At 60.4% G+C, this 21,044-nt stretch carries 20 protein-coding genes; 11 read left to right on the forward strand and 9 right to left on the reverse strand.

The genetic code is table 11. The features are described 5' to 3' along the window. Positions 1 to 71 precede the first annotated feature (71 nt). Positions 72 to 1,304, reverse strand: coding sequence for an FAD-dependent monooxygenase (locus B9Z51_RS03130; RefSeq protein ID WP_108371690.1), 1,233 nt, complete (start codon positions 1,302 to 1,304; stop codon positions 72 to 74). Positions 1,305 to 1,370: 66 nt separating this feature from the next. Here B9Z51_RS03130 and yegQ point away from each other — a divergent pair, with 66 nt between their 5' ends. Next, positions 1,371 to 2,738: a tRNA 5-hydroxyuridine modification protein YegQ gene (gene yegQ / locus B9Z51_RS03135; RefSeq protein WP_108371692.1), complete on the forward strand. Its 1,368-nt coding sequence runs from the start codon at positions 1,371 to 1,373 to the stop codon at positions 2,736 to 2,738. 66 nt (positions 2,739 to 2,804) lie between these two features. Here yegQ and B9Z51_RS03140 read toward each other — a convergent pair whose 3' ends face one another. The 3 genes from B9Z51_RS03140 to B9Z51_RS03150 form a co-directional block, all read right to left on the reverse strand. Further along, positions 2,805 to 3,341, reverse strand: coding sequence for a PIN domain-containing protein (locus tag B9Z51_RS03140; protein WP_158272810.1), 537 nt, complete (start codon positions 3,339 to 3,341; stop codon positions 2,805 to 2,807). An 11-nt stretch (positions 3,342 to 3,352) separates the two neighbouring features. After that, the gene (locus tag B9Z51_RS03145; RefSeq protein WP_158272811.1) at positions 3,353 to 3,574 is read right to left on the reverse strand and encodes a type II toxin-antitoxin system prevent-host-death family antitoxin; all 222 of its coding nucleotides are present in this window, start codon (positions 3,572 to 3,574) and stop codon (positions 3,353 to 3,355) included. Between the two features lie 95 nt (positions 3,575 to 3,669). Continuing rightward, entirely contained in the window at positions 3,670 to 5,157 is a 1,488-nt protein-coding gene (locus B9Z51_RS03150; RefSeq protein ID WP_158272812.1) for a PLP-dependent aminotransferase family protein, read from the reverse strand. A 195-nt stretch (positions 5,158 to 5,352) separates the two neighbouring features. Here B9Z51_RS03150 and B9Z51_RS03155 point away from each other — a divergent pair, with 195 nt between their 5' ends. Then, positions 5,353 to 5,691, forward strand: coding sequence for a DUF2917 domain-containing protein (locus B9Z51_RS03155; RefSeq protein WP_158272813.1), 339 nt, complete (start codon positions 5,353 to 5,355; stop codon positions 5,689 to 5,691). Here the strand turns inward: B9Z51_RS03155 and B9Z51_RS03160 are convergent. The 5 genes from B9Z51_RS03160 to B9Z51_RS03180 form a co-directional block, all read right to left on the reverse strand. After that, complete coding sequence (locus B9Z51_RS03160; RefSeq protein ID WP_108371701.1) at positions 5,670 to 6,665, reverse strand: aldo/keto reductase; 996 nt, start codon at positions 6,663 to 6,665, stop codon at positions 5,670 to 5,672. The two genes, B9Z51_RS03155 and B9Z51_RS03160, sit on opposite strands and share 22 nt — an antisense overlap. Before the next feature lie 351 nt (positions 6,666 to 7,016). Beyond that, positions 7,017 to 9,608: a bifunctional aconitate hydratase 2/2-methylisocitrate dehydratase gene (acnB, locus tag B9Z51_RS03165; protein WP_108371703.1), complete on the reverse strand. Its 2,592-nt coding sequence runs from the start codon at positions 9,606 to 9,608 to the stop codon at positions 7,017 to 7,019. A 33-nt stretch (positions 9,609 to 9,641) separates the two neighbouring features. Continuing rightward, positions 9,642 to 10,310, reverse strand: coding sequence for a hypothetical protein (locus tag B9Z51_RS03170; RefSeq protein ID WP_233254801.1), 669 nt, complete (start codon positions 10,308 to 10,310; stop codon positions 9,642 to 9,644). 29 nt (positions 10,311 to 10,339) lie between these two features. Further along, entirely contained in the window at positions 10,340 to 11,266 is a 927-nt protein-coding gene (locus B9Z51_RS03175) for a CoA ester lyase (protein WP_233254844.1), read from the reverse strand. Positions 11,267 to 11,376: 110 nt separating this feature from the next. After that, the gene (locus B9Z51_RS03180; RefSeq protein ID WP_108371707.1) at positions 11,377 to 12,363 is read right to left on the reverse strand and encodes a malate dehydrogenase; all 987 of its coding nucleotides are present in this window, start codon (positions 12,361 to 12,363) and stop codon (positions 11,377 to 11,379) included. Between the two features lie 222 nt (positions 12,364 to 12,585). Here B9Z51_RS03180 and B9Z51_RS03185 point away from each other — a divergent pair, with 222 nt between their 5' ends. The 9 genes from B9Z51_RS03185 to leuD all read left to right on the forward strand — a co-directional run bounded on the left by B9Z51_RS03185 (position 12,586) and on the right by leuD (position 21,013). After that, positions 12,586 to 13,389, forward strand: a complete 804-nt coding sequence (locus B9Z51_RS03185) for a GntR family transcriptional regulator (RefSeq protein WP_233254802.1) — start codon at positions 12,586 to 12,588, stop codon at positions 13,387 to 13,389. Between the two features lie 131 nt (positions 13,390 to 13,520). Further along, the gene (sdhC, locus tag B9Z51_RS03190) at positions 13,521 to 13,952 is read left to right on the forward strand and encodes a succinate dehydrogenase, cytochrome b556 subunit (protein ID WP_108371708.1); all 432 of its coding nucleotides are present in this window, start codon (positions 13,521 to 13,523) and stop codon (positions 13,950 to 13,952) included. Between the two features lie 35 nt (positions 13,953 to 13,987). Next, the gene (sdhD, locus tag B9Z51_RS03195; protein ID WP_108371710.1) at positions 13,988 to 14,371 is read left to right on the forward strand and encodes a succinate dehydrogenase, hydrophobic membrane anchor protein; all 384 of its coding nucleotides are present in this window, start codon (positions 13,988 to 13,990) and stop codon (positions 14,369 to 14,371) included. A gap of 42 nt (positions 14,372 to 14,413) precedes the next feature. Then, the gene (sdhA, locus tag B9Z51_RS03200; RefSeq protein WP_108371712.1) at positions 14,414 to 16,219 is read left to right on the forward strand and encodes a succinate dehydrogenase flavoprotein subunit; all 1,806 of its coding nucleotides are present in this window, start codon (positions 14,414 to 14,416) and stop codon (positions 16,217 to 16,219) included. 31 nt (positions 16,220 to 16,250) lie between these two features. Next, positions 16,251 to 16,955, forward strand: coding sequence for a succinate dehydrogenase iron-sulfur subunit (locus tag B9Z51_RS03205; protein ID WP_108371714.1), 705 nt, complete (start codon positions 16,251 to 16,253; stop codon positions 16,953 to 16,955). Further along, positions 16,955 to 17,263: a succinate dehydrogenase assembly factor 2 gene (locus B9Z51_RS03210; protein ID WP_108371716.1), complete on the forward strand. Its 309-nt coding sequence runs from the start codon at positions 16,955 to 16,957 to the stop codon at positions 17,261 to 17,263. Before B9Z51_RS03205 ends, B9Z51_RS03210 begins: the two co-directional genes overlap by 1 nt. 41 nt (positions 17,264 to 17,304) lie before the next feature. Further along, entirely contained in the window at positions 17,305 to 18,603 is a 1,299-nt protein-coding gene (locus B9Z51_RS03215) for a citrate synthase (RefSeq protein WP_108371718.1), read from the forward strand. Positions 18,604 to 18,926: 323 nt separating this feature from the next. Continuing rightward, positions 18,927 to 20,348, forward strand: coding sequence for a 3-isopropylmalate dehydratase large subunit (leuC, locus tag B9Z51_RS03220; protein WP_108372677.1), 1,422 nt, complete (start codon positions 18,927 to 18,929; stop codon positions 20,346 to 20,348). A gap of 20 nt (positions 20,349 to 20,368) precedes the next feature. Further along, positions 20,369 to 21,013: a 3-isopropylmalate dehydratase small subunit gene (gene leuD / locus B9Z51_RS03225; protein WP_108371720.1), complete on the forward strand. Its 645-nt coding sequence runs from the start codon at positions 20,369 to 20,371 to the stop codon at positions 21,011 to 21,013. Positions 21,014 to 21,044: the final 31 nt, after the last annotated feature.

The following is a 21,044-nucleotide window of genomic DNA, read 5'->3' on the forward strand; positions in this document are numbered from 1 at the left end:
CGGATCAACCGATCCGCCGATTGTTGCCCCACCCAAACCTTTAAAAAAATTGGCAACTCCGACAAAAGTGGTCAACCGCCTCCATACAACCAAGGCACATCCATCAGCCGCTCGCCCATCAGGCGCATCGACACATTGCGCCCCCAAGCGACTGGGCCGGTAGCGTGGAAGATGCGGCCGTTGCGAATCGCCCGCGCTTGCACGCGGGCGTTACGCGCCCAGCGTGCTTGGGCATAGGCCTGCAATCGCTCGGCCACGCTGCCCGCGTCTGCGCCCAGGCACTGCCCCAACACCTGTGCGTCTTCCATCGCCATGCCCGCGCCTTGGGCCAGATACGGCCGCATGGGATGCGCGGCATCGCCCAGCAAAGCCACGCGGCCTTGGGCCATTTCACCGGCCCCGCTCATGGGGGCTCGGTCGTGCAGCGCCCACTGCCGCCAGGCGGGCACCGACGCCAATCGCTCATGCAAATCCACACCCACCGGGCCCATGGCCTGCATCAGGGCCTGTGCGTGCCCAGTGGCGTCCCAAGCATCGGCCTGCGCCGGTTTGTCGCCGTGCACGATGGCAATCAGGTTGAGCCATTGCCCCCCGCGCACCGGGTAATGCACCACATGCAGCCGCGGCCCCATCCAGACAGTGACTTGGTCGCTGCGCAAATGCGCGGGCAAATCGCCCTGCGCCACCATCGCCCGGTAGGCCAAGTGCCCGGTAAATCGGGCCGGGGCATCGCCCAGCAACTTTTGGCGCACGGCGCTCCACACACCATCGGCTCCGATCAACACATCGGCCATCAACGGGGGCTCTGTTGCGGCGGACTCCCCGCGCTGTTGGGCGGCACCAGCGGCCAGCTCTTGTGCCGTGGTCACGGCAAGACCCTCGGCGGTCTCGCGCCAGCCCTGCACGGTTTGGCCCAGGCGCACATCCACGCCCGCCGCCTGAGCTTCGGCGTGCAGCATGGCTTGCAAATCGGCCCGGTGGATGGTGGCGTAAGGCGCGCCATACAGCGCCTGCGCCCGCTCACCTAGACGCAAACTGCCCAGCACCTGCCCGGTCTGTGCGTCCCGCGCTTGCAAGCGCTTGGGAAAAGCCGCCACCTGCGCCAGCGCAGCCCCCAAGCCCCAGGCCTGCAAAATGCGCGTCACGTTCGGTCCGATCTGGATGCCCGCGCCCACCTCGCTCAGCTGCGCGGCCCGCTCCAGCAGCTGCACCGGCACGCCCTGCCGCGCACAGGCCAACGCCGCAGCCAAGCCGCCAATGCCGCCGCCTGCGATCAACACCTGTTTGAGCCCTGTTTCGGCCATGTTTCTTGTCATGCGTCAATTGTGCACGGCGCGTGGCAGGTTCAAAAAATTGGACAATCAAAGGCTATGACCGCGATCAAAACCCCTGAACTTTTATTGCCCGCCGGGTCGCTCGACAAAATGCGCGCCGCCTACGACTTTGGCGCCGACGCCATCTATGCGGGCCACCCCCGCTACAGCCTGCGTGCACGCAACAACGAATTCAAGCTCGAACAAATCGGCATCGGCATTGCCGAAGCGCACGCTCGGGGCAAGAAGTTCTTCGTCACCAGCAACCTGCTGCCGCACAACGACAAGGTGCGCACCTACCTGCGCGACATCGAGCCGGTGATCGCCATGAAGCCCGACGCCCTGATCATGGCCGACCCGGGCCTGATCATGATGGTGCGCGAGAAGTGGCCCGAGATGCCCATTCACCTGTCGGTGCAGGCCAACACCGTCAACTGGGCGGCCGTGAAGTTCTGGCAAAAAATGGGCGTGGCCCGCATCATCCTGAGCCGCGAACTGAGCCTGGACGAAGTCGAAAAAATCCGCCAAGAATGCCCCGACATGGAGCTGGAAGTGTTCGTGCACGGCGCGCTGTGCATTGCCTATTCGGGCCGCTGCCTGTTGTCGGGCTACTTCAACCGGCGCGACCCCAACCAGGGCACCTGCACCAACGCCTGCCGCTGGAGCTATGGCACGCAAGAGGCCACCGACGAGACCGACTCCGGCGAGGTCAAACCCACCCGCATGGAAGGCGATTTCAGCTTTGAGCAAGAACAAGAAACCGCCGAGAAAAACTTCTCAGCCTGCGGCGACGGCCAACGCCACCCCGCGGCCGACAAGGTCTACCTGATCGAAGAAGCCAATCGGCCCGGTGCGCTCATGCCCATCATGGAAGACGAGCACGGCACTTACATCATGAACAGCAAGGACCTGCGGGCGGTGGAGCTGATCGAGCGCCTGGTCAAGATCGGGGTGGACTCGCTCAAGATCGAAGGCCGCACCAAGAGCCTGTATTACGTGAGCCGCACCGCGCAGGTGTACCGCCGCGCCATTGACGACGCGGTGGCAGGCCGCCCCTTCAACCCCGAGCTGATCAGCGAACTCGACGGCCTGGCCTCACGCGGCTATACCTCGGGCTTTTTGGAGCGCCGCCCCGCGCAGGACTACCAAAACTACGAAACCGGCCACTCGGTGGGCCACCGCAGCCAGTTTGTGGGCGAGGTGCGCGCTGCTCAAGACGGCTGGGTTGAAGTCGAGACGAAAAACAAGTTCTCGGTGGGCGACACGATTGAGATCATTCACCCCAGCGGCAACCGCAAGGTTCAGCTGAACGCCATGAAAAACGGCAAAGGCGAAGCCATCGACGTGGCACCGGGCAGCCCACTCAAAGTGTGGATTCCAATGGAAGGCCCATCAGATGGCGCTTTGATCGCGAGGATGTTTTGACGGTCTGCAAGTTTGAGCAGGCCCTGTGAAGTTTTAAAGGGCTTTCAATTTTGCAGGTCGGCGCCTTCAGGTATGAATAGGGCTTGCGTTCAGCTCTTTCACGTCATGTCGGAGCTGAAGCCACCGACCTACAAAACAAGACTCGGCTTCAACTTCAGACCGCCTATCACCCCCCAGGAGTATCGGCAAGCCCTGCACCGCCGAATAATCCCGTTCGTGCGTGACCAGGGCAGCAGCGCCGATGTCGAGCGCCGAGGCCAGTTGCACGGCGTCGGGCAGCTTGAGGCGGTACTGAACCCGCAACTGAGCGGCCAGACAGGCCACGGAGGGCGTCATGGGCACCACTTGGTACTGGTTCAAGGCGGTTTCATAGCGTCTGGCCAAGGCCGTTTGGCCCGCTTTGAAAGGCCCGGTCAGCACTTCGGCCAGGGTGACAGTGCTCAGCGCCAACTGGAGCTGGCCACTTTCAGCCGCTTCAAACAAGCCCGCAAATCGCGGTGCAAATTCGGGATGGTCTTCCAGCAGGTAAATCCATGGCGCCGTGTCCACCAGCACGGTGGACCCTTCGGGCAAACCACACCAGACAAGCGAACGCTGACTCATTCGCGGGCTCCTCAAGCCTGCCATTCGTCCCGCAGGTCCGCCACGGCCTGCGATGCCCCCTCTGTCCACAAACCCCGCCCCGTACCGCGCAAGGCCAAGACACCAGCCTGCTGGAATGTGCGTGCCTGTTGATCGCGCCATTGCGCCACCGGCACCACCACCGCCACCGGTTTGCCGTGGCGCGTGATCACACTGCTGTAACCCGCCACGGCCTCCGTGGCAATGTGCGGCAACTGCGCGCGCTTGTTCCAATCCGTATTGCGTGATGTCTGACATGGTGACCGCCCAATTGATATGTACAGACTGCACGGATAAATTACCAATGGTGTCAAGAAATCACGTCTTCAGGAGATGGCCCTTGCGCAACAAGCAGGGTCTGGGCCATCTGCCCTAGGCGACTGAGCGCCTTTTTCTCCGCATCGCCCCAAGCCCCTGAAAAATTCAGGCGCAAACAATGGGCATACCTGTCCGTGGCTGAAAACAAAGACCCCGGAATGAAAGACATGCCCTCACCGGCCGCGACTTCAAACAAGCGCATGCTGTTCAGCGCCACGGGCAACTCCACCCACAAGGAATAGCCCGCTGCCGGATCGCTCACCCGCGTGCCCTTGGGAAAATGCGCACTCACCAAACGGCGGGCTTCATGCAAACGGGCTTTCATGGTGGCACTCAAACGCCGCATCTGCGACTCGTAAGCACTTTGGGTCAGCAAGTCGGCCAGGGCATGTTCCATCACTTCATTGGTAGCGCCCCCCTGCACGCGTTTGAGTGTGGCCACTTGGTCCTTCCAGCGACCCGCATCCACCCAGCCCAATCGGATGCCCGGCGCAATGGTTTTGGAAAACGAGCCGCAAACCATGACCGAGCCATCCTGATCAAAGGCCTTGACGGCCCGACGTCGTTCGTCAGACGCCAGCAAATCGTTGAAGACTACATCCTCAATGAGTGGCACACGGTACTGGGCCAACAGGTGCACCAAGGCCTTTTTTTCGGCCAGGGGCATGATCGCCCCCAAAGGGTTGGACAAGGTCGGCACGGCCAGTACCGCCTTGATCGGTTGGGTGTCCAGCGCCAGCTGCAAGGCGGGCAAAGACAAACCCGTGCGCGGGTGAGATGGAATTTCGACCACACGCAAATTCAGCGACTCCAGCAAGTCCAGAAACCCGAAAAACGTGGGCGACTCCAGGGCCACCACATCACCTGGTCGGGTCACCGCCATCAGGCACAGGCTGATGGCCTGCATGCAGCTGGCGGTGATCACCACGTCTTCCCCCCTGAGCGAACAACCCAGATGCAAGGCCCGCTGGGCCACGGCGTTTTGCAGGGCTTGCGTGCCTGCCACGTTGGAATAATCAACCAAGGTGCGCCGATGCACACGGGTGGCACGCGCCACCGCAACGCGCAGCCTGTCTTCATCAAACAATTGGGAGTCACGCGGGCAATAGCCAGTGAAATTCACAGCAATCCCCCCCTTGCGACCATCACGGTCAAGCACATCGGCACGGGTGCGCGGCACCAAGGGCACGCTGTGCGGGTGTGTTTGCCCCACCAAAGGCAATGCAATGCGCTGACGCTGCTTGCGCACAAAGTAACCCGCCTTGGGCTTGGCTTTCGCCAACCCCTTGTCTTCGAGCCAGCGAAACGCCTGCATGGCCGTGGAAACGGACACCCCCTCTTGGGCGGCAGTGTCGCGCACCGAGGGCAAGCGCTGCCCGGGCTGAAAAGCACCCGACTCGATCAGGTCGGCCATGCGCGTGGCCATCTGCACATACCTGGGCTGAATCGGGACGGATGAGGACAAAAGTGGTGCATTCATGGCTCGGCCATTGTGCATCAGCGCTTGCGGCCCATCGGGCACGCAAGCAGCACAGATCCGCTCAATTTTCACCAGACAGATGGCCGCCTTGCGATGCTTGTCAGGCCCTGCATGGTGGCCTGCTGTGTCTGTCGCCCGGGTCTGTTGTGCGAGACAGTCAAGGCATCAGCGTTCACATCTTCACGGGAGACCTTCATGCACTCAGAACAACGCCAAGCCTTGCCTGCACAAGGCATCCTGACACTGCGCAAACAGCCTGCCATGCAATTGCGTGTGATCTCTGGCAGGGTGTGGCTGACGGAAAGCCGCGATCCCGGCGATCATTTTTTGCAGGCTGGAGACACCTTTCGCTTGCACAGTGATCGGGCTGTGGTGGAAGCGCTCAAAGACAGTCTGATTGCCTTCACACCCCTCGCTGCCGCCGCTCAGCGCGCTCCTCAACAGGGCGCCAGTTTGCAAGCGCTTGTCGCGTCGAGGTGGCAGCATTGGCGGCAACCCCTCGCCGCCTGGTTTCAGCGACCATTCAGTGGATAAGCTGGATCGTTGTACCCGGGGGTCGAAGGGTGCCCAGGCGCCACCAGCGCGTTGACCACGGCCTCGTCTTCGGCGGTGATCTCCACATCCAGCGCGGTGGCGTAGTCTTGCCACTGGGCCAGCGTGCGGGGGCCAGCAATCACCGCGCTCACATGGCGATTGGCCAAGACCCAGGCGGTGGCAAAGTGGGCCAGTGAAACACCTTTGCGCTCGCAATGCTGCCCCAGCGTTTGCGCAATTTGCAGCGACTCTTGGCGGAACTCGGACTCCAGAATGCGCTTGTCACCCCGGGCGGCGCGGCTGCCCTCTGCGGGCGTCTGGCCGGGCGCATATTTGCCCGTGAGCACCCCGCGTGCAATCGGGCTGTAGGGCACCACACCCAGTCCATAGTACCCGCAGGCTTCCAGAATTTCCACCTCGGGTAAGCGGTTGAGCAAGTTGTAATAAGGCTGGCACACCACAGGCCCGGGCATGTTCATTTGCTTGGCCATGTTGACCAGCTCGGCGATGCGCCAGCCCCGAAAATTGGAAACACCCCAATAGCGGATCTTGCCGTCGCGCAACAAGGCCTCGATGGCGCGCAAAGGCTCTTCCAGATTCATGCCGTTGTAGTCGCGGTGCAGGTAGTAGATGTCCAGGTGATCGGTGCCCAGGCGGGCCAGACTGCCCTCGCAGGCGCGCAACACCCAAGTGCGCGAGTAAGCCCCTTCGTTGGGCAAAGCCGACATGGTGTTACCTACTTTGCTGGCCAGCACCCAGCGGTGCCGCTGGCCCGGCAACAACTGCCCCAGCATCTCCTCGGATTTGCCCACGCTGTAAACATCGGCGGTGTCCAGAAAATTGCAGCCCAGCTCCAGCGCATGATCCAGGATGCTTCGTGCCTCGTCCAGCGGCGTCTGATCCGCAAACATCATGGTGCCCACACACAGGCGGGAAACTTTCAACGGGCTCTTGCCCAAATTGGCGTATTTCATCAGCGGCTCCTGGGTCAAAGTGACAATCAGCTAAGCGTACGCCATCAGCCTGGCGCAGGCTGTCACGCACGCATGCACAGCACAGTTTCAGACGCTGCGTGTCCCAACCAGCACAAACTTCCTTGTAGGTCGGTGGTCGGAGACCCCGACATGGAATGGTTGACCGGTCATGTTCTTGCTGGCTTGGGCGGAGATTGGTCACATGTCGGACTCTTCGAGTGCCGATCTACGAGGAAGGAATTGATTTACCCGCCGAAGGCCTCTGGCACATGCCTGTTCGCAGCGGTAAGCGCCATAAAAAAGCCCCCGGGCTTTTCGGCACGGGGGCTGGGGCAGACCTTGAGGGGTCTATCAGGCAGCAACGCCCTTGGCGATGTCTACGTACTCTTCAATCTGGTTGAAATTCAGGTACTTGTAGATGGCTTCGCCGTCTTTGTTCACCACACCCATGGCTTCGTGGTATTCGGCCACAGTGGGGAACTTGCCCATCTTGGAGGTGATGGCAGCCAGCTCGGCAGAAGCCAGGTACACGTTGGTGTTCTTGCCCAGACGGTTGGGGAAGTTGCGTGTAGACGTCGACACCACGGTCGCGCCTTCGCGCACTTGTGCCTGGTTGCCCATGCACAGCGAGCAGCCGGGCATTTCAGTGCGGGCACCGGCGGTGCCAAAGGCAGCGTAGTGGCCTTCCTTGATCAGCTCGCTCTCATCCATCTTGGTGGGCGGCGCCACCCACAGCTTGACAGGGATGTCGCGCTGACCGCCAAGCAGCTTGGCCGCTGCACGGAAGTGACCGATGTTGGTCATGCAAGAACCGATGAAAGCTTCGTCGATCTTGGTGCCCGCCACTTGCGACAGGAACTTGGCGTCATCGGGGTCGTTCGGGCAGCAAACGATCGGCTCTTTGATGTCGGCCAAATCGATTTCGATGATGTGTGCGTACTCGGCATCTTTGTCGGCTTCAAGCAGGTTGGGCGCGGCCAACCAGGCTTCCACTTTTTCGATGCGGCGGGCCAAGGTACGGGCGTCGGCGTAGCCGTCAGCAATCATGTTCTTCATCAGAACCACGTTCGACTTCAGGTACTCCTGCACAGGTTCTTTGTTGAGCTTGATGGTGCAACCAGCGGCAGAGCGCTCGGCAGAAGCGTCAGACAACTCAAACGCTTGCTCGACCTTCAGATTGGGCAGGCCTTCGATTTCCAGGATGCGACCCGAGAACTCGTTGATCTTGCCGGCCTTGGCCACAGTCAGCAGGCCTTTCTTGATGGCGTACAGCGGAATCGCGTGCACCAAATCGCGCAGGGTCACGCCGGGCTGCATTTCGCCTTTGAAGCGAACCAACACGGACTCGGGCATGTCCAAAGGCATCACGCCCGTGGCGGCACCGAAGGCCACCAAGCCAGAGCCAGCGGGGAAGGAAATGCCGATGGGGAAACGGGTGTGCGAGTCACCGCCAGTACCGACGGTGTCGGGCAGCAGCAGGCGGTTGAGCCAGCTGTGGATCACGCCGTCACCCGGACGCAGGGCCACGCCACCGCGGTTGCTGATGAAGGCTGGCAGTTCGCGGTGAGTCTTGACGTCCACGGGCTTGGGGTAAGCGGCGGTGTGGCAGAACGACTGCATGACCATGTCGGCCGAGAAACCCAGGCAAGCCAGGTCTTTCAGTTCGTCGCGTGTCATGGGGCCTGTGGTGTCTTGCGAGCCCACGGTGGTCATCTTGGGTTCGCAGTAAGTGCCGGGGCGGACGCCTTGGCCTTCGGGCAAACCCACGGCGCGACCGACCATTTTCTGGGCCAGTGTGAAACCGGCTTGGGTTGCGGCTGGTGCTGTAGGCAAACGGAACAAGGTGGAGGCTGGCAAGCCCAGGAATTCGCGGGCCTTGGCAGTCAAGCTGCGGCCGATGATCAGGTTGATACGGCCACCGGCACGCACTTCGTCAAACAGCACATCACTCTTGAGCTTGAATTCGGCAACCGTAGCGCCGTCTTTCACAATCTTGCCCTCGTAGGGCAGGATGTCGATCACATCGCCCATTTCGAGCTTGGACACGTCGACTTCAATCGGCAGGGAGCCAGAGTCTTCCTGGGTGTTGAAGAAGATGGGGGCAATCTTGCCGCCCAAGGTCACGCCACCGAAACGCTTGTTGGGCACAAACGGGATGTCCTGGCCGGTGGCCCAGATCACGCTGTTGGTGGCCGACTTGCGGCTGGAACCGGTCCCGACCACGTCGCCGACGTAAGCCACCAGATTGCCTTTTTTCTTCAGGTCATCGATGAACTGCATGGGGCCGCGCTTGCCGTCTTCTTCGGGCTTGAACGCTGCGCCTTCGCGGGTGTTCTTGAGCATCGCCAGGTAGTGCAATGGGATGTCGGGACGGCTCCAGGCATCAGGCGCTGGCGACAGGTCGTCGGTGTTGGTCTCGCCGGGCACCTTGAAGACGGTGACCGTGATTTTTTGCTCGACTTCGGGACGGGTGGTGAACCACTCGGCATTGGCCCAGCTTTGCATGACATCCTTGGCTTTGGCGTTGCCAGCCTTGGCTTTTTCAGCGACATCGTTGAAGAAGTCGAACATCAGCAAGGTTTTCTTGAGGGCTTCAGCGGCCACGCCAGCGACTTCGGCGTCGTCCAGCAACTCGATCAGGGGGTGCACGTTGTAGCCACCCACCATGGTGCCCAGCAACTCGGTGGCTTTGGCTTTGGAGATCAGACCGACTTTGACTTCACCGTGGGCGACTGCGGCCAGGAAAGAGGCCTTGACCTTGGCCGCATCGTCCACGCCTGGAGGCACGCGGTGGGTCAACAAGTCCATCAAGAACGCATCTTCGCCTGCAGGCGGGTTCTTGATCAGCTCAATCAAGTCAGCGACTTGTTTGGCGTCCAGCGGCAGTGCTGGAATGCCCAGTGCAGCGCGTTCGGCTGCGTGTTCACGGTAGGCTTTCAACATGGTTTTTTCTCCGGTCAAACAAAAGGGGGACAGTCATCGCCCCATGCCGGTCGTATCGAACAGCTTGGGCGGGGGGTTGTGTTTCATGTCTTGAGCAAAGACGACTTGCTCAGGGTGTGCGCATTCATCGGCAATGCGTCGGCCTTTGTTCTGATCCATCAACATGGACTTGTTGGCCAGCTGGAGCCACACGGCTCCGGCTTTTTTGTCTTCAAGGCGAATGGCCCCCGTGCTGGTGGCGACAGGGTGCATGCGGTAACGAAAACCTTTACCGCGCACATTGAAATACCCTGGCTGAGAAGGGTCTGCGTCCAGACGAACCGTGGCCCCCAACTCACAAGCCAGATGGCCTTGGTGTACGCGGTCCGCGATGGCCAGTTCTTCGGCGCCCATGGCTCGGTCACCCGATGCGAGGCGCGCAGGCGGGAGTGCCGAAGGAACGGCAACGGGACTTGGCGGGCTGGACACCTGGACTGCGGCATTGACCGGCGCAGGTGAGGACTTGGCCTGAACGCTGGCCAAAGCTTGTGCGTTGGCCTGGGCCTGCAGGCTGGCAGTGACGTCTGCACTGGCGTGCGACGAGGAGACACTGGGCGCGGTGCGCACTTTGGTCGCGGAAGATGGGGCATTTTTCACAGGCGCTTGCGCACATGCGGAGCCCGTTAACAACACCCAGACCATCAGAATGGCTGTTTTGAACATGGGAAGCCCTTTCATGAAAGAAAGCGCCATCATGAACCCCGAACGGCCGATTGACCAGATTCGGCAAAAAACGAATGAATGTGGCTAGGCAGTGGGCGGCCCGTCTGGTGGGCACGCTCCAGCAATTGCCAGAAAAAGCGGTAACTGGCCCGATCATGCAATTGGCCAGCATGGCTGATGGGGGCCCAATCGGCGGCATGGGCCGCCTCAATGATCTCGCTGGCCTGGTCAATTTGTGATTCGCTGGGGGACATGGCCTCCAAAATGGGACGAATCTGATCAGGGTGGATGCTCCACATGCGGGTGTAACCCAGCTCACACGCCGCTTTTTGGGCCGCTTGCCGGATCGCATCGGGGTTCTTGAATTCGGTGACCACGCAGTGCGAGGGGACTTTGCCGTGGGCGTGGCAAGCGCTGGCAATCTCGAGCTTGGCGCGCAGCACCAGCGGGTGCGTGAACTGGCCCTGGATGCCCATGCCATCAGCGGGTATCGCGCCACCATGGGCCGACACGAAATCCATCAGGCCAAAGCTGATCGACTGCACGCGGGGGTGAGCCGCAATGTCAAAAGCGCGGTGCACGGCGGCGGGTGACTCGATCAACACATGCAAAGGCAAGCCTGCAGCGCCAGCAGTAATGAGTGCAGCCTGGGCGCGGTCCACATCGGCCACGGTCTCGACCTTGGGCACCATGATGTGGGTAAGAACTTGTCCTGCACGACCAGCAATGTGGGCCATGTCGGCATCAAAACTGGGGTGGTCCACGGGGTGGACTCGAACGGCAATGCGGGCGTTCGGGCGGGTGGCGGTCGTGGCAAGTGCCATTTCAGTGACCAGCGCAGCATGTTCGGCTTCGCCACCGACTGGCGCGCCATCTTCGCAGTCCAGGGTGACATCAAAGACGCAAGTGCCGAACTCTTGCGTCATTTCAGCCTGCAGTTGCAGGCTTTTGCGCATCCGCGCTTCCACTCCGCTGTAATGGTCACACACCGGCAGCTGAACGCTACCGGCTTGTGCCCCCAGCAAAATGGTGCGCGGATGACTCACTTGGGCTTCTCTTTCGAGAATCAGATCAGGTGAGCGACGCCAGCTTGCTCGTCGGTCAGCTCTTTCAGGGTCTTGTCAATGCAAGTCTGGCTGAATTCGTCAATGGCCAGGCCTTCAACGACTTTGTATTCGCCGTTTTCGCAGGTGACGGGGAAACCGAACATGACATCTTTAGGAATGCCGTACCAGCCTTGCGATGGGATACCCATGGTGACCCACTTGCCGTTGGTGCCCAGGGCCCAGTCGCGCATGTGGTCGATGGCCGCGTTGGCTGCCGATGCTGCCGAAGACAAACCACGGGCTTCGATGATGGCCGCGCCGCGCTTGCCCACGGTGGGCAAGAACACGTTGGCATTCCATTCCTGGTCGTTGATCATGTCCTTGACGGATTCGCCCTTGATGGTGGCAAAACGGTAGTCGGCGTACATGGTGGGCGAGTGGTTGCCCCAGACACACAGTTTTTCGATGTCGGCCACGGCTTTGCCGGTCTTGGCAGCGATTTGCGAAGCAGCGCGGTTGTGGTCCAAACGCAGCATGGCGGTGAAGTTACCGGGCTTGAGATCAGGCGCGGCCTTCATGGCGATGTAGGCATTGGTGTTGGCGGGGTTGCCCACAACCAGCACCTTCACGTCGCGCGAAGCCACAGCGTTCAAGGCCTTGCCTTGGGCAGTGAAGATGGCGCCGTTGATGGCGAGCAGCTCAGCGCGCTCCATGCCTGGGCCGCGTGGACGCGAACCGACCAACAAGGCATAGTCAACGTCTTTGAATGCGGTCATCGGGTCGCCATGGGCTTCCATACCCACCAGCAATGGGAAAGCGCAATCTTCCAATTCCATCATCACGCCCTTGAGCGCTTTTTGCGGGCCTTCAACGGGCACTTCCAGCAATTGCAGGATGACGGGCTGATCTTTGCCCAGCATTTCGCCGGAGGCGATGCGGAACAACAGTGCGTAACCGATTTGACCTGCTGCGCCGGTGACGGCAACGCGGACGGGCTTTTTGCTCATGGTGGAAAACTCCAGAAGTGTTGAAAACAAGGGTCGCAGTCCTTGGCCGACAAACAGTATCAGCAGGTCTGTCCGGTGCACCGGACTCGCGCCAAGTACCGCACAACGGACACCCAACGCAAGCAAACAGTTTTCAAGTGTACCCGCGAAAACCCTGATCCGTCAATTTGTCTTATGTCTTATATAAGATATGATGGCACACCTGACAGGCACCTGACCAGCATGTCGCCGCCCCCTAACAAAACACCCGCCAACGTGACCGATTCCAATCTTCCTGCCACAGACGTGTCCACGCCTACTCCGGCGTTCAGCCCGCTGTACCAGCAGATCAAGGGGTTGATCCTGCAAAGCCTGCAATCGGGTGAGTGGAAGCCCGGCGAATCCATTCCAAGCGAGATGGAGCTGGCCGCCCGCTACCGCGTCAGCCAAGGCACTGTGCGCAAAGCCATCGATGAACTGGCCGGCGACAACCTGCTGGTGCGCAGACAAGGCAAAGGCACTTTTGTGGCCACCCATGCCGAGCAGCATGTGCAGTACCGCTTCCTCAAACTCGTGCCCGATCAGGGCGGCGACCTCAACACCGAGGGCCCCGCCCAGCGTGTGATCGTGGACTGCAAGCGCTTGCGTGCCTCGGCAGAAATTGCCCGCGCCCTGGCTTTGCGGGCAGGCGATGCCGTCTTGCAGGTGCGCCGCGTGCTGTCTTTTGCGGGCGTGCCGACCATTCTGGAAGATTTGTGGCTGCCCGGCGGCCCCTTCAAAGGCCTGACCGCCGAACGCCTGGCCGATTATCACGGCCCCATGTATGCCTTGTTCGAAACCGAATTTGGCGTGCGCATGGTGCGCGCCGACGAAAAAATCAGGGCCGTACTGCCTGACGAGACACAAAGCCAGCTCTTGCAAGTGCCTGCCAGCACTCCCTTGCTGAGCGTGGAGCGCATTGCCTACACCTACAACGACACGCCTATGGAGTTGCGCCGGGGCATTTACAGAACTGACAGCCACCACTACCACAACGCACTGAATTGATCAAAAAAGCACGATCGAACGTATTTTTCCTTACGCATCTGAAATGCTCATGTCAGTTTGCTGCGTTGCAATAGAATCCGACGGTTTGTCATTCAAAATTACATCCGAGTTACCTCCCAGAAAGTGCCTACATGACTGAACTCGCCAAAAAGCGGCCAGAATTCCGCAACATCAACGCCTTCAAAGACCTGCCCACCTACCGTCTGCCGGTCGCAGGCATCGTCTCCATCTTGCACCGCATCAGCGGTCTTCTGATGTTTTTGCTGCTGCCACTCATCATCTGGATGTTTGACAACTCGATCACGTCCGAAATTTCGTTTGCCAAATTCTCGGCAGCCTTCAACGTCGGCATCGGCTTTGTACCCGGCTGGTTCATGAAACTGGTGGCTTTGGCACTGATCTGGGCTTACCTGCACCACTTCATCGCCGGTTTGCGCCACCTCTACATGGACGTGTGCCACGCCGTGACCAAGGAATTCGGCAAATCTTCTGCCATCGTGACTTTGACCCTGAGCATTGCCCTGACCGCCGTGTTGGGTGCCAAGTTGTTCGGTCTGTACTGATCCGCCTCCATTCATCACCCCAAGGAAACAGACTTATGTCCGTGAATTACGGCTCCAAACGCATCGTGACCGGTGCTGGTTATGGCTTTCGCGACTGGCTTGCACAGCGCGTCACCGGCTCTTTGATGGCCATTTTTACCGTGGTCTTGCTGGCTGAAGTGATCTTCACTTCGGGACCTATCGGCTACGAACAATGGGCGGGCATCTTTGCCGGCCAGTGCATGAAATTCCTGACCTTCGCGGTCATCATCGCCCTGCTCTACCACGCGTGGGTGGGTGTGCGCGACATCTGGATGGACTACATCACAGAAATGCATGTTTCCAACCCTGTCGCAATACGTCTGGTCTTGCACGTGATCTCCATCGTCTGGCTGGTCGGCTGTGCTGGCTGGGCTGTTCAGGCCCTCTGGCGCTTGTGATGCGTCTGCAATTGAGTTGACCCCACACCAAGATAAAGAATCATGAGCTATACCAAAGACCAAATCTCCAACCGCAAGTTCGACGTCGTGATCGTCGGCGCTGGTGGCTCGGGCATGCGTGCCTCGCTGCAACTGGCACGCGCAGGCCTGAACGTGGCCGTACTGTCCAAAGTCTTCCCCACCCGCTCGCACACCGTGGCAGCGCAAGGCGGCGTATCCGCTTCGCTGGGCAACATGAGCGAAGACAAGTGGGAATACCACTTCTACGACACCGTCAAGGGCTCCGACTGGCTCGGCGACCAGGACGCCATCGAATTCATGTGCCGTGAAGCACCCAAGGTCGTGTACGACCTTGAGCACATGGGCATGCCGTTTGACCGCAACCCTGACGGCACCATTTACCAGCGTCCTTTTGGCGGCCACACCGCCAACTTCGGCGAAAAGCCCGTGCAACGCGCCTGTGCTGCCGCTGACCGCACCGGTCACGCCATGCTGCACACCCTCTACCAGGCCAACGTGGCTGCCCGCACCACATTCTTTGTGGAGTGGATGGCGCTCGACCTGATCCGCAACGAAGCGGGTGACTGCGTGGGCGTGACCGCCCTCGAAATGGAAACTGGCGAGCTGTACACATTGCAAGCCAAGACCGTGTTGCTGGCCACTGGCGGTGCAGGTCGCATTTACCAGTCGTCCACCAACGCCTTCATCAACACAGGTGACGGCCTGGGCATGGCTGCTCGCGCAGGCATCGCACTGCAAGACATGGAGTTCTGGCAGTTCCACCCCACCGGCGTGGCCGGTGCTGGCGTGTTGCTGACCGAAGGCTGCCGCGGCGAAGGCGCCATCTTGCTCAACAGCAACGGCGAACGCTTCATGGAGCGGTATGCGCCCACTTTGAAGGATCTGGCACCCCGCGACTTCGTGTCGCGCTGCATGGGCCAGGAAATCCTGGAAGGTCGCGGCTGCGGTCCCAACAAGGACTACATCCACATGAAGCTGGACCACCTGGGTGCCGACACCATCCACAAGCGCCTGCCTTCCGTGTACGAAATCGGTGTGAACTTCGCCAACGTGGATGTGACCCGCGAGCCGATCCCGGTGGTGCCCACCATCCACTACCAGATGGGCGGCATTCCGACCAACATCAACGGCCAAGTCGTGCACACCGTGAACGGCGAAGACCGCCCTGTGAATGGCCTCTACGCTGTGGGCGAATGCTCTTGCGTGTCGGTGCACGGCGCCAACCGCCTGGGCACCAACTCTCTGCTGGACCTGCTGGTCTTCGGCAAGGCCGCTGGCGACCACATCATCGCCAACAACAAGCCTGGCACCGCTGTGCAAGACTTGCCTGCCAACGCCACCGATCTGACGCTGGCCCGCCTGAACCGTCTCGAAAACGCTCAGAGCGGCGAGTACGCCCAGGACGTGGCCAACGACATGCGCGCCATCATGCAAGCCCACGCTGGCGTGTTCCGCAGCCAGGAAGTCATGGACGAAGGCGTCAAGAAGATCGCCGAACTGCGCGCTCGCGTGGCCAACATCGGTCTGAAGGACAACTCCAAGGTCTTCAACACGGCCCGCATCGAAGCGCTGGAAGTTGAAAACCTGATGGAAGCTGCACAAGCCACCATCGAAAGTGCCGCTGCTCGCCAGGAATGCCGTGGCGCCCACCTGGTGCGCGACTACGAACACGATGTGACCCACGCCACTTGCCCACTGGGCCGCAACGATGCCGAGTGGATGAAGCACACCCTGTGGCACAGCGCCGACAACAGCCTGACTTACAAGCCTGTGCGCATGAAGCCCCTGACAGCCGAAACCGTGCCACCCAAGCCACGTACTTTCTGAGCGGCCCGCACGAACACAAGGAATCTGAAAAATGGCAAAACGCACCTTCAAGATCTACCGCTACGACCCGGACACCGACGCCAAGCCGTACATGCAGTCCATCGACGTGGAGCTCGATGGCTCCGAGCGCATGCTGCTGGACGCACTGGTCAAGCTCAAGGCCGTGGACCCTACGCTGTCCTTCCGTCGCTCCTGCCGCGAAGGCGTTTGTGGCTCTGACGCCATGAACATCAACGGCAAGAACGGTCTGGCCTGCCTGACCAACCTGAACACGCTCAAAGGCGACATCGTCTTGAAGCCCCTGCCAGGCCTGCCCGTTGTGCGCGATCTGATCGTCGACATGACCCAGTTCTTCAAGCAATACCACTCGATCAAGCCTTACCTGATCAACGAGACGCCCCCTCCTCAGACCGAGCGCTTGCAGTCGCCTGAAGAGCGTGACGAATTGAACGGTCTGTACGAGTGCATCTTGTGCGCCAGCTGCTCGACCAGCTGCCCCAGCTTCTGGTGGAACCCCGACAAGTTCGTGGGCCCAGCCGGTCTGCTGCAAGCCTACCGCTTCATCGCTGACAGCCGCGACCAGGCCACGTCCGAGCGTCTGGACAACCTGGAAGACCCCTACCGTCTGTTCCGCTGCCACACCATCATGAACTGCGTCGATGTTTGCCCCAAGGGTCTGAACCCCACCAAGGCCATTGGCAAGATCAAAGAGATGATGGTTCGCCGCGCTGTCTGATGACTGAAACAGCACTGCTCGAAGACGCGTCCTTGTTCGGCGCTGACCGCCATGCGCCCTTGAGCGAGCGGTCACTCAGCAAACTGCGCTGGCGCAGCCGCCGCGGTTTGCTGGAGAACGATTTGTTCATCGAACGCTTCTTCGCCCGGCATGATTCTCGCCTGACCGTGGGTCAGGCCCGGGGCATGTATGTGCTGATGGACCTGTCTGACAACGATCTCATGGACTTGCTGTTGCGCCGCAAGGAACTGCAGCCCGAGATCAGCACCGAAGAGGTGCGTGAAGTCCTGGACATGTTGAGAGCGTGATCCAAACTGGATCACATCTGGAATTTTTGAGGAAACCCGCCATGAAACTCGCCGATAACAAAGCCACCCTGTCGTTCTCCAACGGCAGCCCCAGTGTCGATATGCCTGTGTACTCCGGCAACATCGGCCCAGACGTCATCGACATCCGCAAGCTGTATGCCCAAACCGGCATGTTCACCTATGACCCGGGTTTCCTGTCGACTGCATCGTGCCAGTCCGCGATCACCTACATCGATGGCGACAAAGGCGAGTTGCTCTACCGTGGCTACCCCATCGAACAGCTGGCCAACAAGGCCGACTACCTGGACACCTGCTATTTGCTGTTGAATGGCGAGCTGCCCGTTGGAAACCAAAGCAAGGAATTCCACAAGCTGGTCAACCAGCACACCATGGTCAACGAGCAGATGCAGTTCTTCCTGCGCGGCTTCCGCCGTGACGCTCACCCCATGGCTGTTTTGACCGGCCTGGTAGGCGCCTTGTCGGCCTTCTACCACGACAGCACCGACATCAACAACCCTGAGCACCGCCACATCGCTGCGATTCGCCTGATCGCCAAGATGCCTACCCTGGTGGCCATGGCTTACAAATACGGCGTGGGCCAGCCTTACATGTACCCCCGCAACGACCTGTCGTATGCAGGTAACTTCCTGCGGATGATGTTCGGCACCCCTTGCGAAGAGTACAAGGTCAACCCCGTGCTCGAGCGCGCCATGGACCGCATCTTCACGCTGCATGCTGACCATGAGCAAAACGCATCGACCTCCACAGTGCGCCTGTGCGGTTCGTCCGGCACCAACCCGTTCGCCGCCATCGCTGCGGGCGTGGCCTGCCTGTGGGGCCCTGCACACGGTGGCGCCAACGAAGCTTGCCTGAACATGCTGGAAGACATCCAACGCATGGGCGGCATCTCCAAAGTCGGCGAGTTCATGGAAAAGGTCAAAGACAAAAACTCTGGCGTCAAGCTGATGGGCTTTGGTCACCGCGTTTACAAAAACTACGACCCACGCGCCAAGTTGATGCAAGAGACTTGCGACGAAGTCCTGAAAGAACTGGGCCTGGAAAACGACCCGCTGTTCAAGCTGGCCAAAGCCCTCGAAAAAATCGCCTTGGAAGACGATTACTTCGTCAGCCGCAAGCTCTACCCCAACGTGGACTTCTATTCCGGCATCGTGCAACGCGCCATCGGCATTCCAGTGAACCTGTTCACCGGCGTATTCGCCCTGGCCCGCACCGTCGGCTGGATCGCCCAACTGAACGAAATGATCAGCGACCCCGAGTACAAAATCGGTCGCCCACGTCAGCTGTTCACCGGCTCCCCACGTCGCGACGTGCAGCGTTGATCGGTTAACACCCGAACAGGAAAGCCCGCCTTGTGCGGGCTTTTTTCATGGTCAAAGCCAAGCCCGTGCAGGTCAGCCGAATTGACGCCACCGATGCGTCAAGCCACCACAACTTGAGTGGCTGTGGCCCGGGGCTGTCAGGCCGATTTGCTGGCGCGAAGCGACTGATGAGGCCTGGCAGCCCCGGGCCACAGGTACTCAAGTCCCTGTAACGGCAGCATCTCGTTAAAGCAAGTCCCCACAGAGACCTCCGTCCCTCAACGACAGGTCGAGATACAGCCCTCTCTCCGCATAAAATGGCAGGCTGCACAGAAGGAAGCCCCATGGCACGCACGCTTTACGACAAGATCTGGGACGAACACGTCGTCCACACCGAAGAAGACGGCACCTCCGTCCTCTACATCGACCGCCATCTGGTGCACGAAGTCACCAGCCCGCAAGCCTTTGAGGGCCTGCGCCAAGCGGGCCGCAAAGTCTGGCGTGTCAGCTCCATCGTCGCCACCGCCGACCACAACACCCCCACCACTGGCTGGGAACTGGGCTACGACGGCATCACCGACCCGATCAGCAAAGAGCAAATCACCACGCTCGACGCCAACATGAAGGAATCCGGTTCGGCCGCCTTCTTCCCGTTTTTGTCAAAGCGCCAAGGCATCGTGCACGTCATTGGCCCTGAAAACGGCGCCACCCTGCCCGGCATGACCGTGGTTTGCGGCGACAGCCACACCTCCACCCACGGCGCGTTTGGTGCACTGGCCCACGGCATCGGCACCTCCGAAGTCGAACACGTCATGGCCACGCAAACCCTCTTGGCCAAAAAAGCCAAGAACATGCTGATCAAGGTCGAGGGCACCCTGGCCAAAGGCATCACCGGCAAAGACATCGTGCTGGCCATCATTGGCAAAATCGGCACCGCTGGCGGCACCGGCTACACCATCGAATTCGCAGGCTCGGCCATCCGCAGCCTCTCCATGGAAGGCCGCATGACGGTCTGCAACATGGCCATCGAAGGCGGCGCGCGCGCTGGTTTGGTGGCGGTGGACGAGAAAACCATCGAGTACGTCAAAGGCCGTTTGCTCTCGCCCACAGGCGTGGAGTGGGACCACGCCGTGGCCTACTGGAAGACACTGCAGTCCGACCCCGGTGCGCACTTTGACGCCGTGGTTGAGCTGGACGCCAGCACCATCGTGCCTCAAGTCACCTGGGGCACCTCACCCGAAATGGTGCTGGGCATCGACGGTCACACGCCCGACCCAGACAAAGAAAAAGACGACGTCAAACGCGACGCCATCGAGCGCGCCCTGACTTACATGGGTCTGCAGCCTGGCAAAGCCTTGTCCGACATCACCATCGACAAAGTGTTCATCGGCTCGTGCACCAACAGCCGCATCGAAGACATGCGCGAAGCCGCTGCCGTCGTCAAAAAGCTCGGCCAAAAAGTGGCCAAAAACGTCAAGCTGGCCATGGTCGTGCCCGGTTCGGGTCTGGTCAAAGTGCAAGCCGAACAAGAAGGCTTGCATGAGATCTTCAAGGCTGCAGGCTTTGAGTGGCGTGAACCCGGCTGCTCCATGTGCCTGGCCATGAACGCCGACCGCTTGGAACCCGGTGAGCGCTGCGCATCGACATCCAACCGCAACTTCGAAGGCCGTCAAGGCGCGGGGGGCCGCACCCACCTGGTCAGCCCCGCCATGGCCGCCGCTGCGGCTGTGCACGGCCACTTTGTTGACATCCGCAAATTCGCCTGAAGCGTTCGAGGAAACCCAGCATGCAGAAATTCACCCTCCTCAAAGGCCTGGTGGCCCCGATGGACCGCGCCAACGTGGACACCGACGCCATCATCCCCAAACAGTTTTTGAAGTCCATCCGTAAAACCGGCTTTGGTCCCAATCTGTTCGACGAATGGCGTTACCTGGACGTGGGCTACCCCGGCCAAGACCCGGCCAGCCGCAAGCCCAACCCGGACTTCGTGCTGAACCAGCCGCGCTACCAAGGCGCCAGCATCTTGCTGGCGCGAAAGAACTTCGGCTGCGGGTCATCTCGCGAACATGCGCCTTGGGCGATTGACCAATACGGCTTTCGCTGCGTGATCGCGCCCAGCTTTGCCGACATCTTTTTCAACAACTGCTTCAAAAACGGCCTGCTGCCCATCGTGCTGCCCGAAGCGGTGGTGGCCCAACTGTTCGACGAAGTGGCCGCCTTCCCCGGCTACGAACTCACCGTCGATCTGGAGCGTCAAGTGGTGGTGCGCCCCCAAGGCCAGGAAATCCCATTTGAAGTGCAAGCCTTCCGCAAGTACTGCCTGCTCAACGGCTTGGACGACATTGGCCTGACCCTGCGCCACGCCGACAAGATCAAGGCCTATGAAGCCGAGCGTCTGGCCACCAAACCTTGGTTGGCGCACATTGCTTAAATGACCATTGGAATAGTAATGGCATGAAAGT

This window comes from Limnohabitans sp. T6-5 (genome assembly GCF_003063315.1).
Classification (GTDB): Bacteria; Pseudomonadota; Gammaproteobacteria; order Burkholderiales; family Burkholderiaceae_C; genus Limnohabitans_A.

What these genes read in the sequence shown, in the direction of transcription:
- B9Z51_RS03130 (WP_108371690.1), bottom strand. Translation starts at nt 1,304, where the DNA reads ATGGCCGAAACAGGGCTCAAACAGGTGTTGATCGCAGGCGGCGGCATT.
- yegQ (WP_108371692.1), top strand. Translation starts at nt 1,371, where the DNA reads ATGACCGCGATCAAAACCCCTGAACTTTTATTGCCCGCCGGGTCGCTC.
- B9Z51_RS03140 (WP_158272810.1), bottom strand. Translation starts at nt 3,341, where the DNA reads ATGAGTCAGCGTTCGCTTGTCTGGTGTGGTTTGCCCGAAGGGTCCACC.
- B9Z51_RS03150 (WP_158272812.1), bottom strand. Translation starts at nt 5,157, where the DNA reads ATGAATGCACCACTTTTGTCCTCATCCGTCCCGATTCAGCCCAGGTAT.
- B9Z51_RS03155 (WP_158272813.1), top strand. Translation starts at nt 5,353, where the DNA reads ATGCACTCAGAACAACGCCAAGCCTTGCCTGCACAAGGCATCCTGACA.
- B9Z51_RS03160 (WP_108371701.1), bottom strand. Translation starts at nt 6,665, where the DNA reads ATGAAATACGCCAATTTGGGCAAGAGCCCGTTGAAAGTTTCCCGCCTG.
- acnB (WP_108371703.1), bottom strand. Translation starts at nt 9,608, where the DNA reads ATGTTGAAAGCCTACCGTGAACACGCAGCCGAACGCGCTGCACTGGGC.
- B9Z51_RS03170 (WP_233254801.1), bottom strand. Translation starts at nt 10,310, where the DNA reads ATGTTCAAAACAGCCATTCTGATGGTCTGGGTGTTGTTAACGGGCTCC.
- B9Z51_RS03175 (WP_233254844.1), bottom strand. Translation starts at nt 11,266, where the DNA reads ATGCGCAAAAGCCTGCAACTGCAGGCTGAAATGACGCAAGAGTTCGGC.
- B9Z51_RS03180 (WP_108371707.1), bottom strand. Translation starts at nt 12,363, where the DNA reads ATGAGCAAAAAGCCCGTCCGCGTTGCCGTCACCGGCGCAGCAGGTCAA.
- B9Z51_RS03185 (WP_233254802.1), top strand. Translation starts at nt 12,586, where the DNA reads ATGTCGCCGCCCCCTAACAAAACACCCGCCAACGTGACCGATTCCAAT.
- sdhC (WP_108371708.1), top strand. Translation starts at nt 13,521, where the DNA reads ATGACTGAACTCGCCAAAAAGCGGCCAGAATTCCGCAACATCAACGCC.
- sdhD (WP_108371710.1), top strand. Translation starts at nt 13,988, where the DNA reads ATGTCCGTGAATTACGGCTCCAAACGCATCGTGACCGGTGCTGGTTAT.
- sdhA (WP_108371712.1), top strand. Translation starts at nt 14,414, where the DNA reads ATGAGCTATACCAAAGACCAAATCTCCAACCGCAAGTTCGACGTCGTG.
- B9Z51_RS03205 (WP_108371714.1), top strand. Translation starts at nt 16,251, where the DNA reads ATGGCAAAACGCACCTTCAAGATCTACCGCTACGACCCGGACACCGAC.
- B9Z51_RS03210 (WP_108371716.1), top strand. Translation starts at nt 16,955, where the DNA reads ATGACTGAAACAGCACTGCTCGAAGACGCGTCCTTGTTCGGCGCTGAC.
- B9Z51_RS03215 (WP_108371718.1), top strand. Translation starts at nt 17,305, where the DNA reads ATGAAACTCGCCGATAACAAAGCCACCCTGTCGTTCTCCAACGGCAGC.
- leuC (WP_108372677.1), top strand. Translation starts at nt 18,927, where the DNA reads ATGGCACGCACGCTTTACGACAAGATCTGGGACGAACACGTCGTCCAC.
- leuD (WP_108371720.1), top strand. Translation starts at nt 20,369, where the DNA reads ATGCAGAAATTCACCCTCCTCAAAGGCCTGGTGGCCCCGATGGACCGC.